We start from the raw sequence: 13,767 nt of genomic DNA, 5'->3' as shown, positions 1-13,767 counted from the left end.
GAAGCCGGTTCAGTGGGGCAGGGCCAGCCAGCGTTCGAGCACGGCCGTGTCTTCCTTGCCGATGGCGATGATGCGGAAGCCGGCCCAGACCTGGCCGGACGCGGCAGGGCGTTCCTGCCACTGGGCCTGCACCCCGACCTCGATGTGCTGCGGCTGCGGGCCGAGTCCGTGCAGCGGCAGTTGCACCTGGTAGATCGCCTCCTCGCGCGGGGCCTGCTGGCAGATCAGCAGCATGCCACCGGCCGAGAGGTTGCCGAGAAAGCCCATCGGCTTGCCGGCGATCACATCGGTGACCACGGCGGTGAAGTTGACGCGCTTGCGCTCGGCGCGGCGCTGCTCGCTGGACGGGAATGGAGGGTTCATGGCGGCCTCAATATGCCGTCCGGCCGGGGCGGCCGTTCGGTGTGCGCAGCAGGTTGCCGGTGAGCGAGTGCCAGGCCCGGTCGAGCAACGATTCCTTCATCTCGCCCAGCTCGCGCACGCGGCCCTTGACGATCTCGTGCGCCAGCTGCGGCAGGCTGATGTCGTCGGTGCGGATGCCGCGGCGATTCACGAACAGGGTCTGCCCGGACACTGGCGAGAACCAGGCCAGCTTGCGCTGGCTGGTCTTGCCGGTCTTGCGGTCGGTGAACTCGAACCAGCGACCGAACGGGAGCAGGCGCAGCCGCTCCTGTGTCTCGATCTCGCGCGGATCCACCGCGGGCTCGCGCCGCGCCGGTGGTCGTGTCGTCGGCTCCCTGCGCTCGCGCCCCGTCTTCGCCGGTGATTCCGCTGCCGCCGTCGTCTCCACCGTCGTCGCCGCGGGCGGCACGGTAGGGGCCGCTACGGGCGCCGCCGGCTGCTGGTGCTCACCCAGCCGCTGGTGCTGCTTCAGGCGCAGCGCCAGATCGGTGGTGCTCAGCGTCTCGCCGCCGGCCATCGGGGCCGGCGTGTCGCCCGGGTTCACCAGGCGCTGGGCCACCTGGATCGCTTCCTCGTGGTGCATGCCGATCTGCTGCAGGCCGGCCTCGACGTCCGCCTGCAGCTGCGCCCGGTCGGCGACCGGCTTGCGTCCGAGCAACTGGTCGGTGATGAGCAGCTGTGCGGCTACCGCGTCGCTGTCCTCGCCGTGGCGCAGGATGGTCAGCGCCAGCACGTCGGACCAGGCGCGATCGAGCAGGGCCCGCAACAGGCCGCGCGGCGGGTCGTGGGCGAAGCGTTCGCCGATCAGCTTCGCCGCCCGCTGGCGCGCCTGGTCGAGCCGCTCGCGTCCCTGCATCGCCTCGATGTGGCGGCGCTCGGTCGCCTGTGCCTTGCGCGTGAGCAGCGTCAGGTGTTGCTGGATGTCCGCCAGCAGTGCCGTGTACAGGCCCGCGCTGGGCGGCTCGCGATTGGCGCGCTCCACCAGCTGTTCGAGCTTGGCACGCAGATGCCGGTCGGCATCGCTGCCGGAATCGTCCAGCCAGTCGTTGGCCACCTCGGTGACGGTGCCCAGCAACTGGCGGGCGGGGTGCTCCTTCTGGTCGAAGAAGTTGCGGTCGCTGACCGCCATGCGCAGCACCGGCAACTGCAGGCCGCCGAGCAGTGCGTGCGTGCCTTCGCTGTGCTGGGTCTGCTGCGACAGTTGCTCGAACAGCATCGAGACCAGTTCGACCGTGTCTCCCTGCTCGGCGCTCAGGCCCGTGCGCGGCGCGTCCACGGGCTTGTCCGCGTTGAGCTGGGTCAGCAGTTCCTCGCGCAGCAGCTGCGCGCTGCGCAGCTCGCGGGTGGCCTTGTCGGCGACCAGGGAGAGGTGCTTCTGCAGCGCCGACAGGGCGGTCTGCAGCTCCTCCGGCGTGGCCGCCTCGACCGGCTCGCCGCCATAGGCGGCCGGGCTGCGCCGACGTCGCGCGAGGAGCTCGCGCAGGCTGTCGAGCACCGCGATCGGCTCGTCCGCATGGGCGTGATCGGACGGCGCTCCCGCGGCGATGTTCGACCCGGGGGCCGTTGCTGCCGGCGCGGCAGCCGACGGCGTGCCGGCCACTCCCGCTGCTCCGCCGCTGCGGGCCGGGACGGCGGCGGGGCGCACCAACGGGTAGGGGCGCAGGAGTGGCAGGATGCCCTCCTTTTCCAGCATGGCGTTGAGCGCACTGTAGAACCCGGACAATTCCGGCAACAGCGCCGTTTCCAGGCAGCGCAACAGCAACAGGTCGTGTTCGACCGGCAGCTCGATGGCCGCGGTGGCGCTGCGCAGCGCGCGTGCCAGGGTCAGCGGTCCCACGGGGATGGCGCCGCCCTCCAGCGGCGGCGCGGCGACCAGCACGGCAAGCCGGTAGCCCAGTTCGTACAGGGCGCCGCCGCCCCGGGCCTCGCCGCGGGCGGCCAGCTTGTCGAGCGCGACCGTCATCTCGTGTTCGGTGGTGTCCACCAGGCTCAGCTGCAGCAGCCTGGGTTCGTCCGTGGCGCTGGGCCCGGTGCCGGGGCCGAGCTGCTGGAAGGCCTCGCCGATGCGCGCGAGGAAGCGGGCTTCGAGCGACCCGCGTTCGGCCATGACGCGCTGGCGCACGTTGAAATGGCGCTGCTGGTCGAACGGATCGCGGGCACCTTCGGACAGGGCGAACAACTGGCGCTCGAGTTCGTCGAGGCAGGCCCGCACCGGCTGCTTGAGCCAATCGGTGCTCATCGTCTGGCAGCGTTCGATCAGGCGACGCGCGCGCCCCGACCAGTGGTCGCTCGGTCGCCCGTGACCGCCGCCTTGCGGCGACGGCTGGCCTGGCTCATGCGGTTCTACATCCATGGCTGACCTTGAGAACTCCCCCGGGGCAACGAGTCTATGCCGGATACGTCGGTTACGTCACGATCCTGGAAGTCGGCGGAAGGCAGCTTGCCGCAAGCCCCGTATCGTAGGCCCACGCCATCGGCGTGGACGGAGGGGCGGCAGCAACCGGTGGAGCAGCAGATCGACATCGCGACGATCGACGCGCCGTGCTGGGGCACGGTCGGCGCCGGGCGCTGCCGGGGTGGGCGACCCACCCAGCAGGACGACCTGGTGTGCCTGCACGATCCGCTTTCCGCGACCTGGCTGCTGGTTCTGGCGGACGGCATGGGTGGGGAGGGCGCCGGCGAACTGGCTTCGGCGGGGGTGATCGCCGCCGCGAAGTCGCTCTGGACGCGGGGTGACTGGCGCAACCTGCCCGGCGCGGTGTTTCTCGAGCAGTTCTGCCAGGAGGCGCATCTCGAATTGCTGCGGCGTGGGGCGGCGCTGGCCGATGCCTCCCCCCGCGCGACCATCGTGGCACTGCTTCTCAAGGGGCGACACGCCTTCTGGGCGCATGTCGGCGACAGCCGGCTCTACCGTATCGAGCACCACCGCGTCGCGGGCTGCACGGAGGACCACAGTCTGGTGCAGGAGCGCGTCCGGCGCGGCGAACTGGCCGCAGACCAGGCCGGCAGCGCGCCGGACCAGCATCAGTTGTTGCGGGGGCTGGGTGGTGCACGCCGGCCGGAGGTCGAGCATGGCTACGCGCCGCGGCGGCGCGACCAGCGCTTCGCCCTGTGCAGCGATGGCGTTTGGGCGCACCTGTCCGGGGCGGAGCTGGCCGCGTTCGCCGATTATGCCGACCCCTCGCTCGCCGTGCGCGAGGCGCTCTCGCTGGTGCTGCGCCGGGGACGGGGGGAAGGCGACAATGCCGCCCTCATCCTCGTCCGCGCGGAGCCAGCCGCTTTTCACGTGCTGGCGTCGATGCGGCGCGCATGGTCCAGGATCCTTGGCAGGTTCGCCGTTCCCGGGCATACCCGTGCCCCACTTTCCGGTCGACAGGTTTCGTTGCATGACTCTGAGCCACGTTGATTCTTCCACCCGGCATGTGCCTGGTCCGGCCCGGCGCCTGATCTGGCTGCCCCTGCTGCTGACCCTCGGCGGCTGTGCCCAGCTGCAGGGCCTGTTGCATCCGCCGCCGAAAGTCGCGCCGGCACCGCCTGCACCGCCTCCGGCCCCGGTCGCGGCCCCCGCGCCGCCGCCGGTCGAGTTGCATCCGCTGGCCTGGATCGTCAACCGCCAGCTGCAGCGCGGGCACTACGAGGAGGGCGAGCGCTATCTTCGCCGTTACCTCGAGGCTCATCCCGGCGACCGCGCCGCCGAGGATCTGCTGCACCAGCTCACCGACGATCCGCGCGAACGGCTCGGTCCGCCGGCGCAGGTCCACGAGGTGCAGGCGGGAGAGTCGTTCAGCACCCTGGCCAAGCGCTATCTCGGCGACGGCCGCCAGTTCCTGATCCTGGCCCGCTACAACGGATCGGACGATCCGTCCCGCCTGTGGGTGGGGCAGAAGGTGAAGTTGCCGAAGAGCCGCCGGGGCGAGGCGCGATCGCCCACTCCGGCCGCGGCCGAGGTGTCGTCCGGTTCGACTGCCGCTCGCTCACAGGCGTTGCAGCGCGAGAGCCTTTCGCTGCTGCGTGCCGGTCGGGAGACCCAGGCGATGGCGAAGCTGGACGATGCCCTGAAGGAGGACCCGGGTCTGGCCTCGGATCGGGGAGCCGCCGGCGCGCTGCGCCAGCAGCTGGTGTCCACCTGCCACGAGCGGGCCATCGTGCTGTATCGCGACCAGAAGCTGACGCCGGCGATCGCCCTGTGGGACCGCGTGCTGGCGATCGAGCCGGGCTACGAGCCGGCCATCGCCTACCGCGCGCGGGCGCTGGAGTTGCAGCGCCGACTCAAGCAGCTCTGAACGGGATTACTCGCCCGGGGACGGGCGGGTGCGGGTGGTCGGTGGCCGATGACTGCCTTCCAGCGAGGCCACCGCTCCAGGCGATCGCTGCGTGCGCGTGGCCAGGGGGCGCCGCTGGCGGGACTGCAGCGCACCGGCCATCAGGTTGAAGGCGGCGAACAGACGTCCCAGCTCGTCCTGTCGCACCAGCCGGATGCGATAGCGAAGGTCGCCACGCGCCACGCGCAGCATGGCGTCGCCGATCAGCGCGAGCGGACCGAGCAGGCGACGGAACAGGACATAGGCGGCGAACAGCACCGCGACCAGGGTGACCCCCAGGACGGTCACGATCACCCCAAGGGTGGTCCTCTGGGCGGCACGCAGCGGCGTGCGGCTGATCCCCAGCCGCAGGGTGCCGACGTTGGCCGCCTGGTACTGGATCGGCGCGTTGAACAGCAGCAGGCCGTCGCCGCCTCCGCGGTCTTCGCGGTAGCTGTCGATGTCGCCGCGGCGTGCCAGCGGCGTCGCGGGAAGCGCTGGCAGGCCGAGCCCCACCTCCCGCGGCTGCGTGCTGGCCACCACCTGGCCGTCGCGGTCGGCGATGGCCAGGTAGCGGATCTGGTGGTTGCGGGCCATGTCCTCGACCAGCGCCCGGGTGGCGGCATGGTCACCCAGCAGCAGGTCTTCGGCCGACTCGCTGGCGACCATGCGACCGAGCGAGCTGCCGAAATCCAGCGCCAGCCCGCTCACCGCGCGGCCCTGCATGGCGTAGATCGCGATCATGCCGACCAGCAGCACCAGGCTGAGCGTGACACCGAGCAGGGCGGACCAGCGCAGTCGCAGCGACACGATGCGCCCCACCAGTGGCTGCTCGTGCAGACGCTCGTACTCGCGCTTGGCCAGTTGCAGGTCCGCCACCACCTCGCTGCCGCGCTGATAGCGGGTGGCCGCGTCCGGCGCCAGCAGGGTGTGCACGATGTCGATCAGGATCGACGGCGCCGCCACGTCCATCGGCTCGAGCGGCGGCAGCGGGGATTGCTGGCGCTCCTCGATCAGGCGCAGCACGTCCTCGGTTTCGCTCCAGGGCAGGCGCCCGGCCAGCAGCCAGTAGAGCACCACGCCGAGCGAGTACAGGTCGCTGCGGGCGTCGGTCCGCTCGCCGCGCAGGTGCTCCGGCGCCATGTAGGCCGGGGTGCCGCCGACCTCGGTGCGCGGGCCGCCGCTGTTGCGCTGCGCGCCGCGCCGCTCGGCGATGCCGAAGTCGGCGATCTTGGCGTGGCGCCAGCCGTCGGCCAGCATGATGTTTTCCGGCTTGATGTCGTGGTGCACCACGCCGTGGGCGTGGGCGTAGTCCAGCGCCGAGGCCATCTGGATCGCCAGTTCGATCACGGTCGGCAACGGTGGCAGGCCGTCCTTCGCGGCACGGCTGGCCAGGGTGTCGCCGGACAGCCGCTCCATCGCGATGTAGGGGCGGCCGTCGTCGGTCTGGCCGGCATCGAACAGGGTGACGATGTGCGGATGGCTCAGGTGGCCGGCAGCGCGTGCCTCGACCAGGAAGCGGCGCCGGTAGCCCTCGTCCGCCGCCACGCCCGCATGCAGGCACTTGATGGCCACTTCGCGTTCGATCTGCGGATCGTAGCCGGCGTAGACCACCGCCATGGCGCCGGTGCCGAGCAGGCCCTCAATGCGGTAGCGGCCCAGCATCTTCGGCCGCTGCGGATCGCGGACGGCCGAGAGCATCAGTGCAGCCACCAGGCCAGGGCGCCGATGCCGGCAAGAAGTACACCCGCGCCGGCGATCCAGGCTACGCGGCCGAACCGGCCGACCCCGCGCTCGCGGGTCAGGAACACGAATTCCGCCTGGCCGAGACGGATGCGGTCGCCATGGCGCAGGATCGCCTCGTGCACGCGGCGGCCGTTGACGAACACGCCGTTGGTCGACAGCGTATTCATGATCACGTAGTGGCCCTGCTGGTTGATCAGCCAGGCGTGCGAGGCCGAGACGCTGGGGTCGTCCAGCACGATGTCGTTGTCGCTTCGCCGGCCGATGGTCTGCTTGCCGGTGCGCAGCGGGAAGCGCAGCTTGTCGAAGCCCGGTCCGCGGCCGGCCAGCACCGGCTGGGCCACGCTGGCGCGCTCCTCCACCGGCGGCGAGAAGGCGACCGCGTACTCGCGCAGCTCCTCGGCGGTGAACAACCGGGTGCCTTGCGTGCCGGAGAGACGGCCATGGGTGGGAGCGGGTCCGTTCATGCGTGGAAGAGCGCCTTGCGTGGGTGAAAGGAGGCTTCCTGCCGGAGTGCGTCGTCGGTGCCGTCCTGTGACGGATCCTTGAAGTGGAACTTGAGCAAGTTGCGCGAAGTGCCGGCGTGACGGGCGGCACAGTCCTGACAGTCGGTCAGGACAGGAAGGCGCCGATGGCGTCGTTGAGGAAGCGCTGACCCAGCGGCGTGGTGGCGAGCCGGGCCGGATCGTCGATCAGCCAGCCGCGCCTGCGGGCGTCGGCGAGGGGGACGGCAATGCGCTCGGGCGGCAGGCCGGTGAAGGCGGTGAATTCGTCCATCGGCACGCCATCGATCAGGCGCAGCGCGTTGAGCATGTATTCGAACGGCAGTTCGTCGCCGTCGACGGCCTGGTCGCCGCCGATGCGGGCCGGGCCCCCGGCCGCCTCGAGATAGGTACGCGGCAGCCGCTGCTTCCAGCGCCGGCGGACCTGTCCGGCGGCCGCGTCGGTGATCTTGCCGTGCGCGCCGGCGCCGATGCCCAGGTAGTCGCCGAAGCGCCAGTAGTTGAGGTTGTGCGTGCAGCGCCGGTCGGGCCGCGCATAGGCGGAGATCTCGTACTGGCGGTAGCCGGCGTCGGCGAGTGCGGCCTCGCAGGCTTCCTGCATCGCCCAGGCGTGATCGTCGTCCGGCAGTGGCGGCGGGTTGGCGGCGAACGCGGTGTTCGGCTCCAGCGTGAGCTGGTAATGCGAGATGTGCGTCGGTGCGAGCGCGACGGCGCGCGCCACGTCGGCCAGCGCGCCATCCAGTGTCTGCTGCGGCAGGGCGTACATCAGGTCGAGGTTGATGTTGGCGTAGCCGGCGTCCTGGGCGGATTTCACCGCCGCCTCGGCCTCGGCGGCGGAATGGATGCGACCGAGCCGCTTCAGCTTGTCGTCGTCGAAGCTCTGGATGCCGAAGGACAACCGGTTCACGCCGGCGGCGAGGTAGCCGTCGAAGCGGCCGTGCTCGACCGTGCCCGGGTTGGTCTCCAGAGTGACCTCGGCGTTCCCGACGAACGGCAAGCGTTCCCGCGCGCCATCGAGGAAGCGGGCGACCAGTCCCGGTGCGAACAGGCTGGGCGTGCCGCCGCCGAAGAACACGCTGACCACCGGCCGGCCGTGCAGCGCGGCGCCGAAGTCGGCCAGGTCGGCGTCGAGGTCGGCCAGCAGCACGTCGATGTAGTCGGCGTAGGGCGGCGGGGCATCGCGCAGACCGTGCGAATTGAAGTCGCAGTACGGGCACTTCTTCACGCACCACGGCATGTGCACGTACAGCGACAGCGGTGGAGCGGTCAGCGCCATGTCAGGCGGCGAGGTCGGCCAGCCGCGCATGCAGTTGTGCCAGCGCCTGACCGCGGTGGCTGATGCGGTTCTTCAGCGCCTTGTCCAGCTCGGCCGCGGCCAGCTCGTGGCCGTCGGGCAGGAACAGGGGGTCGTAGCCGAAGCCGCCCTCGCCGCGCGGCGCATGCAGCACGCGGCCGTGCCAGCGTCCTTCGGCGACCAGCGGTGCCGGATCCTCGGCATGGCGCAGCAGCACCAGCACGCAGATGAAGAAGGCGCGGCGCTCGGCATCGGGGCGGCCGTCCAGTGTGCGCAGCAGCCTGGCGTTGTTCGCCGCGCTGTCGCCGTGGCCGCCGGCATAGCGCGCCGAGTACAGGCCGGGCGCGCCATCGAGTACATCCACGCACAGGCCGGAGTCGTCGGCCAGCGCCGGCAGGCCGGTGACGCGGGCGGCGTGGCGGGCCTTGAGCAGGGCGTTCTCGACGAAGGTGAGGCCGGTTTCCTCGACGTCCTCCACGCCCAGCTCGCCCTGCGCGATCACCTCGAAGTCGGCGTCGGCGAGCAGGTGGCCGAACTCGGCCAGCTTGCCGCGGTTGCCGCTGGCCAGGACGATGCGGCCCATCGCTCAGCCCTCGGCCAGCGCGGCGCGCTGGGCGGCGACCAGTTCGTCCACGCCCTTCTCGGCCAGCGCCAGCAGGGCGTCCATCTCGTCGCGGCGGAACGCGTGCCCCTCGGCCGTGCCCTGCACCTCGATGAAGCCGCCGCCGTCGTTCATCACCACGTTCATGTCGGTATCGCAGTCCGAGTCCTCGGCGTAGTCGAGGTCGAGCACCGGCTGGCCCTTGTAGATGCCCACCGACACGGCCGCGATCGCGCCGATGATCGGGTTGCGCTTGAGGTTCTCGCGCTTCATCAGGTGGTTCACCGCATCGACCAGGGCCACGTAGCCGCCGGTGATCGCCGCGGTGCGGGTGCCGCCGTCGGCCTGGATCACGTCGCAGTCCAGGGTGATCACGCGCTCGCCCAGGGCCTGGCGGTTCACGCAGGCGCGCAGGCTGCGCCCGATCAGTCGCTGGATCTCCATGGTGCGGCCGCCCTGGCCGCCTTTGGCCGCCTCGCGCTGCATGCGGGTGTGGGTGGCGCGAGGCAGCATGCCGTACTCGGCGGTGATCCAGCCCTCGCCCTTGCCGCGCAGCCACGGCGGCACGCGGTCCTCGATGCTGGCGGTGCACAGCACGCGGGTGTCGCCGAAGCTGACCAGCACCGAGCCTTCGGCGTGGCGGGTGAAACGGCGTTCGATGGCGATCGGGCGCAGCTGGTCGCTGGCGCGTCCGCTGGGGCGGCTGACGGTTTGCATGGGTCGGGGAGCCTGGTTGGGCAGGGCGGGACGGGAAAGTTTACCATTGCGGTCTTTATCGGCACCGCCGCAAGGGTTTCCATGATCCGCAGCATGACTGCCTACGCCTCGGCCGAGCTGGCAGGCCCCACCGGAGCGCTGAGTTGCGAGCTGCGCACGGTCAACCACCGCTACCTGGAAATCAGCCCCCGCCTGCCGGATGAGCTGCGCGGCTTCGAGCCGTTGCTGCGCGAGCGGGTCGCGGCCCGGCTGTCGCGCGGCAAGCTCGATCTCACCGTGCGTCTGCGCGGCGAGGGTCGCAACGATGCGCTGCAGCTCAACGAAGGCATGCTGGCCCGCCTGACCGAGCTGGCCCGCGAGCTGCAGCCACGGTTCCCGACGATGCAGGTGGAGTTCACCGAGCTGCTGCGGTTCCCGGGACTGCTCGACCGCGCCGACGTGGACAACGATGCGTTGCAGACGGCGCTGTTCGCCGTATTGGACCGCGCGCTGGATGCCCTGGCGGCGACCCGCGAGCGCGAGGGCGCCAAGACCGCCGACATGCTGCGCGAGCGGCTGGACGCGATCGAGCGGGTGGTCGCCGACGTGCGCGGCTGGATGCCGGAGATCCGTGCCGCGCTGCGCGCCCGCCTGGAGTCGCGGCTGGCCGACCTCAAGCAACCGGCCGACCCGGGGCGTCTGGAGCAGGAGCTGGTGCTGCAGATCACCCGCGCCGACGTCGACGAAGAGCTGGACCGGCTCACCACCCACATCGCCGAGGCCCGCCGCGTGCTGTGCCTGGCCGAGCCGGTCGGTCGGCGACTGGACTTCCTGATGCAGGAGTTCAACCGCGAGGCCAATACGCTGGGCTCCAAGTCGGTGGACTCCCGCAGCACCAACGCCGCGGTCGAGCTGAAGGTGCTGATCGAACAGATGCGCGAACAGGTGCAGAACATCGAATGAGCACGCCGGCGGCAGGAACCCTCTTCGTGGTGGCCGCGCCCTCGGGGGCCGGCAAGTCGACCCTGGTCAATGCGCTGCTGGAGCGCGAGCCGGCGATCTCGCTATCGGTCTCGCACACCACGCGCCCGCCGCGAACGGGCGAGCAGTACGGCCGCCACTACTACTTCGTCGAGCGCGCCGAGTTCGAGCGCGAGGTGGCCGAGGGCATCTTCCTCGAGCATGCCGAGGTGCACGGCAACCTCTACGGCACCTCGCGCACCACCGTCGATGGCCTGCTGGCGCAGTCGCGCGACGTGCTGCTGGAGATCGACTGGCAGGGCGCGCGGCAGATCCGCGCGGCCAAGCCCGATTGTGTCAGCGTGTTCATCCTGCCGCCGTCGCGGCCCGAGCTGGAGCGGCGGTTGCGCGGGCGCGGGTCGGATGCGCCGGAAGTGATCGAGCGCCGGCTGCACAACTCCCGCGAGGAGATCGCCCACGCGCACGAATTCGACTACATCGTGGTCAACGACCGCTTCGAGGATGCGCTGGACGATCTGCAGGCGATCGTGCACGCGGTGCGCCTGCGCAGTCCGTTGCAGTGGGCTCGGCACCAGGCCCTGATCGACGCCTTGCTGGCGCCCTGAGCCCGGATTCGCGGTCCGGCGGGATTTTTCCCGTGGCAGCAGAAACTTGCGCTGCATCCCGCGGTCTCCCGCGGGCTCCCGCGCCATGGCGCGGGAGCGCTGCTTCGGCTACCTTGTCCTTCTTTCGTCGCGCCCCTTCCCGATGACCGATCCCTTACGTCCGACCACCGATGCCGAGCCGCTGGTCAGCGTCCGCGGCCTGACCACGGTGCTCAACGGCAAGACCATTTTCGATGCCCTGGACATGGACATCCCGCGTGGCCGCATCACCGCCATCATGGGGCCCAGCGGTACCGGTAAGACCACCCTGCTCAAGCACATCACCGGCCAGATGACCGGCGATGCCGGGCGGGTGCGCGTCAATGGGCAGGATGTCGGCGAGCTGTCGCGCAGCCAGCTGTTCAAGCTGCGCGAACAGATCGGCTACCTGTTCCAGAACTCGGCGCTGCTGACCGACTTCGACGTGTTCGAGAACGTCGCCTTCCCGCTGCGCCAGCACACCGATCTGTCGGAAGAGCTGATCCGCAACGTGGTGCTGCTGAAGCTGCAGGCGGTGGGCCTGCGCGGCGCGGCGGCGCTGATGCCCAGTGAGCTCTCCGGTGGCATGGCGCGGCGCGTGGCGCTGGCGCGGGCGATCGTGTTCGACCCCATGCTGATCCTCTACGACGAGCCGTTCGTCGGTCTGGACCCGATCGCGCTGAACCAGGTGCTGAAACTGATCCGCACTCTCAACGACACGCTCGGCATCACCAGCGTGCTGGTGGCGCACGAGCTGGATGCGATCAAGCAGGTCGCCGATCACGTCTACCTGATCGCCAACGGCAAGGTGGTGGCGCAGGGCGATCCCAAGACCATCGCCGACGACGGCTCGCCGTGGACGCGGCAGTTCTTCGGTGGCGAGGCCGACGGCCCGGTGCCGTTCCAGTACCCGGCCGGCGACTACGCCCAGTCGCTGGGCTTTCCGCGGAGCCAGGCATGAGCGCGCAGACCCAACGCAACATGGTGGCCGAGGCGCTGGCGCAGATCGGCAACTGCGGCCTGTTCCTGCTGACCATCCTCAAGTCGGTGCCGCGCAGCTTCCGCTATGGCCGCGAGACGGTGCGCCAGCTGTGGTTCGTCGGCGCGATGAGCCTGACCATCATCATGACCTGCGGCCTGTTCGTCGGCATGGTGCTGGGCCTGCAGCTCTACTACGTGCTGTCGATCTTCGGCGGCACCGCGGCCAGCGGTACGGTGGTGGCGATCGCGATCTACCGCGAACTGGGGCCGGTGGTCACCGCACTGCTGTTCGCCGGGCGCGCCGGCACCTCGATCACCGCCGAGATCGGCCTGATGCGCGCGACCGACCAGATCGCCGCGATGGAGATGATGGCGGTCGATCCGATCGCCTACGTCGTCGCGCCGCGGTTCCTGGCCGGACTGATCGCCATGCCGCTGCTGTGCAGCGTGTTCTGTGCGCTGGGCATCTTCGGTGGTCATCTGGTCGGAGTGACCTGGCTGGGCATCGACAACGGCACCTTCTGGTCCAACATGACCGCCAACGTCGACGTCTGGAAGGACGTGGTCAATGGCATCGTCTACAAGAGCGTGGCGTTCGGCGCCGTGGTCTCGCTGATCGCCGTGTTCCAGGGCTACACCACGCCGCCGACCAGCGAGGGCGTGGCCTACGCCACCACCCGCACCGTGGTCGCCTCGTCCATCGCCATCCTGGCGCTGGACTTCGTGCTCACCGCCTTCCTGATGTGACTTCCGTGATTTCTTCCGTCTCTTCCGCTTTGAGGATCGTGCCGTGACCCAGCGAAAATCCTATGCCGTCGGCACCGGCCTGTTCATCGTGCTCGGCTTTGCCGCACTGGCCTACCTCGCCACGCAGACCACCTCGGTGGCCAACGTCAGCCAGGGCCCCAGCTACGACGTCACCACCCAGTTCGCCAACATAGGCCAGCTCAAGGAGCGTGCGCCGGTGAAGGTGGCGGGCGTGCGGGTCGGCCAGGTCGAATCGATCTCGCTTGAGCCCGGCAAGGAGGTGGCGGATGTCACCCTGTCGATCGACAGGAAGTACGGCCAGATCCCGGTCGACTCGGTCGCCACCATCTATACCAGCGGCCTGCTCGGCGACCAGTACGTGGGCCTGCAGTACGGCACCGCCAAGCAGTACGTGAAGGACGGCAGCCGGCTCGCCCTGAGCAAGTCCACCGAGCCGCTGGAGGCGATGCTCAGCAAGTTCTTCGGTGCCGGCGCGGCGGCCGATGACCTGGGCGGCACGTACGCGGTGAAGGCCCGTTTCACCAACGTCGGCGCGCTGTCGCCGGGCGCTCCGGTGAAGATGGCTGGCGTGGCGATCGGCAGCGTCAAGTCGGTACAGGCCGACCCGGTCAAGCTGGACGCGCTGGTGACCCTGTCGATCGACAAGAAGTACGACCAGATTCCCGACGATTCCTCGGCGGCGGTGTTCACCAGCGGTTTGATCGGCAGCCAGTACGTTGCGATCCAGCCCGGCGGCTCCCCCGACATGCTCAAGGACGGTGACGAGATGATCCTCACCCAGTCCGCCATGCAGCTGGAGGACCTGATCGGCAAGTTCCTGGTCAACGGCTCGCCGGGCGACAAGAGCGGCGGCAAGTCGTCCGACGCCAAGTGA

Annotated in this window: 14 protein-coding genes; 7 read left to right on the top strand and 7 right to left on the bottom strand. The window is 70.2% G+C overall.

Annotated features, from left to right (window positions below):
• Nucleotides 1–9 precede the first annotated feature (9 nt).
• Both ATSB10_RS11795 and ATSB10_RS11790 read right to left on the bottom strand, forming a co-directional pair.
• On the bottom strand, nucleotides 10–363 hold the full coding sequence (locus tag ATSB10_RS11795; protein WP_063673003.1) for a PilZ domain-containing protein: 354 nt from the start codon (nucleotides 361–363) through the stop codon (nucleotides 10–12).
• Nucleotides 364–370: 7 nt separating this feature from the next.
• Nucleotides 371–2,641, bottom strand: a complete 2,271-nt coding sequence (locus ATSB10_RS11790) for a DUF1631 family protein (RefSeq protein ID WP_236886414.1) — start codon at nucleotides 2,639–2,641, stop codon at nucleotides 371–373.
• A gap of 264 nt (nucleotides 2,642–2,905) precedes the next feature.
• Between ATSB10_RS11790 and ATSB10_RS11785 the strand changes: the two genes are divergently transcribed.
• Both ATSB10_RS11785 and ATSB10_RS11780 read left to right on the top strand, forming a co-directional pair.
• Entirely contained in the window at nucleotides 2,906–3,808 is a 903-nt protein-coding gene (locus ATSB10_RS11785) for a PP2C family protein-serine/threonine phosphatase (protein ID WP_063673001.1), read from the top strand.
• Entirely contained in the window at nucleotides 3,789–4,685 is an 897-nt protein-coding gene (locus tag ATSB10_RS11780) for a LysM peptidoglycan-binding domain-containing protein (protein ID WP_063673000.1), read from the top strand. Before ATSB10_RS11785 ends, ATSB10_RS11780 begins: the two co-directional genes overlap by 20 nt.
• Before the next feature lie 6 nt (nucleotides 4,686–4,691).
• Here the strand turns inward: ATSB10_RS11780 and ATSB10_RS11775 are convergent, their stop codons facing one another.
• From ATSB10_RS11775 to rph, 5 genes are all read right to left on the bottom strand, one after another.
• On the bottom strand, nucleotides 4,692–6,404 hold the full coding sequence (locus ATSB10_RS11775) for a protein kinase domain-containing protein (protein ID WP_063672999.1): 1,713 nt from the start codon (nucleotides 6,402–6,404) through the stop codon (nucleotides 4,692–4,694).
• Complete coding sequence (locus tag ATSB10_RS11770; protein WP_063672998.1) at nucleotides 6,404–6,913, bottom strand: FHA domain-containing protein; 510 nt, start codon at nucleotides 6,911–6,913, stop codon at nucleotides 6,404–6,406. The genes ATSB10_RS11775 and ATSB10_RS11770 overlap by 1 nt, the downstream gene beginning before the upstream one ends.
• Nucleotides 6,914–7,058: 145 nt before the next feature.
• On the bottom strand, nucleotides 7,059–8,225 hold the full coding sequence (gene hemW, locus ATSB10_RS11765; protein WP_063674464.1) for a radical SAM family heme chaperone HemW: 1,167 nt from the start codon (nucleotides 8,223–8,225) through the stop codon (nucleotides 7,059–7,061).
• Between the two features lies 1 nt (nucleotide 8,226).
• The gene (gene rdgB / locus ATSB10_RS11760) at nucleotides 8,227–8,826 is read right to left on the bottom strand and encodes an RdgB/HAM1 family non-canonical purine NTP pyrophosphatase (RefSeq protein ID WP_063672997.1); all 600 of its coding nucleotides are present in this window, start codon (nucleotides 8,824–8,826) and stop codon (nucleotides 8,227–8,229) included.
• Nucleotides 8,827–8,829: 3 nt separating this feature from the next.
• The gene (gene rph, locus ATSB10_RS11755; RefSeq protein WP_063672996.1) at nucleotides 8,830–9,561 is read right to left on the bottom strand and encodes a ribonuclease PH; all 732 of its coding nucleotides are present in this window, start codon (nucleotides 9,559–9,561) and stop codon (nucleotides 8,830–8,832) included.
• 81 nt (nucleotides 9,562–9,642) lie between these two features.
• Between rph and ATSB10_RS11750 the strand changes: the two genes are divergently transcribed.
• The 5 genes from ATSB10_RS11750 to mlaD all read left to right on the top strand — a co-directional run bounded on the left by ATSB10_RS11750 (nucleotide 9,643) and on the right by mlaD (nucleotide 13,767).
• Nucleotides 9,643–10,503 (top strand): YicC/YloC family endoribonuclease, encoded by an 861-nt coding sequence (locus ATSB10_RS11750; protein ID WP_063672995.1) that lies wholly within the window; start codon nucleotides 9,643–9,645, stop codon nucleotides 10,501–10,503.
• Nucleotides 10,500–11,126: a guanylate kinase gene (gmk, locus tag ATSB10_RS11745; RefSeq protein WP_063672994.1), complete on the top strand. Its 627-nt coding sequence runs from the start codon at nucleotides 10,500–10,502 to the stop codon at nucleotides 11,124–11,126. The genes ATSB10_RS11750 and gmk overlap by 4 nt, the downstream gene beginning before the upstream one ends.
• 142 nt (nucleotides 11,127–11,268) lie before the next feature.
• On the top strand, nucleotides 11,269–12,105 hold the full coding sequence (locus tag ATSB10_RS11740; protein ID WP_063674463.1) for an ABC transporter ATP-binding protein: 837 nt from the start codon (nucleotides 11,269–11,271) through the stop codon (nucleotides 12,103–12,105).
• Nucleotides 12,102–12,872, top strand: coding sequence for a lipid asymmetry maintenance ABC transporter permease subunit MlaE (gene mlaE, locus ATSB10_RS11735; RefSeq protein WP_063672993.1), 771 nt, complete (start codon nucleotides 12,102–12,104; stop codon nucleotides 12,870–12,872). The genes ATSB10_RS11740 and mlaE overlap by 4 nt, the downstream gene beginning before the upstream one ends.
• A 43-nt stretch (nucleotides 12,873–12,915) precedes the next feature.
• The gene (mlaD, locus tag ATSB10_RS11730; RefSeq protein ID WP_063672992.1) at nucleotides 12,916–13,767 is read left to right on the top strand and encodes an outer membrane lipid asymmetry maintenance protein MlaD; all 852 of its coding nucleotides are present in this window, start codon (nucleotides 12,916–12,918) and stop codon (nucleotides 13,765–13,767) included.

This window comes from Dyella thiooxydans, from assembly GCF_001641285.1.
GTDB classification, from domain to species: domain Bacteria; phylum Pseudomonadota; class Gammaproteobacteria; order Xanthomonadales; family Rhodanobacteraceae; genus Dyella_A; species Dyella_A thiooxydans.
Note: the sequence above shows the minus strand (reverse complement) of the source record. Positions and strands in the feature narration are given on the sequence as shown.

Bases quoted from the DNA above. Each gene is read 5' to 3' on its own strand.
- rdgB (WP_063672997.1), bottom strand. From the start codon at position 8,826: ATGGGCCGCATCGTCCTGGCCAGCGGCAACCGCGGCAAGCTGGCCGAG.
- ATSB10_RS11740 (WP_063674463.1), top strand. From the start codon at position 11,269: ATGACCGATCCCTTACGTCCGACCACCGATGCCGAGCCGCTGGTCAGC.
- hemW (WP_063674464.1), bottom strand. From the start codon at position 8,225: ATGGCGCTGACCGCTCCACCGCTGTCGCTGTACGTGCACATGCCGTGG.
- rph (WP_063672996.1), bottom strand. From the start codon at position 9,561: ATGCAAACCGTCAGCCGCCCCAGCGGACGCGCCAGCGACCAGCTGCGC.
- ATSB10_RS11795 (WP_063673003.1), bottom strand. From the start codon at position 363: ATGAACCCTCCATTCCCGTCCAGCGAGCAGCGCCGCGCCGAGCGCAAG.
- ATSB10_RS11780 (WP_063673000.1), top strand. From the start codon at position 3,789: ATGACTCTGAGCCACGTTGATTCTTCCACCCGGCATGTGCCTGGTCCG.
- ATSB10_RS11750 (WP_063672995.1), top strand. From the start codon at position 9,643: ATGATCCGCAGCATGACTGCCTACGCCTCGGCCGAGCTGGCAGGCCCC.
- ATSB10_RS11775 (WP_063672999.1), bottom strand. From the start codon at position 6,404: ATGCTCTCGGCCGTCCGCGATCCGCAGCGGCCGAAGATGCTGGGCCGC.
- mlaE (WP_063672993.1), top strand. From the start codon at position 12,102: ATGAGCGCGCAGACCCAACGCAACATGGTGGCCGAGGCGCTGGCGCAG.
- gmk (WP_063672994.1), top strand. From the start codon at position 10,500: ATGAGCACGCCGGCGGCAGGAACCCTCTTCGTGGTGGCCGCGCCCTCG.
- ATSB10_RS11790 (WP_236886414.1), bottom strand. From the start codon at position 2,641: ATGAGCACCGATTGGCTCAAGCAGCCGGTGCGGGCCTGCCTCGACGAA.
- ATSB10_RS11770 (WP_063672998.1), bottom strand. From the start codon at position 6,913: ATGAACGGACCCGCTCCCACCCATGGCCGTCTCTCCGGCACGCAAGGC.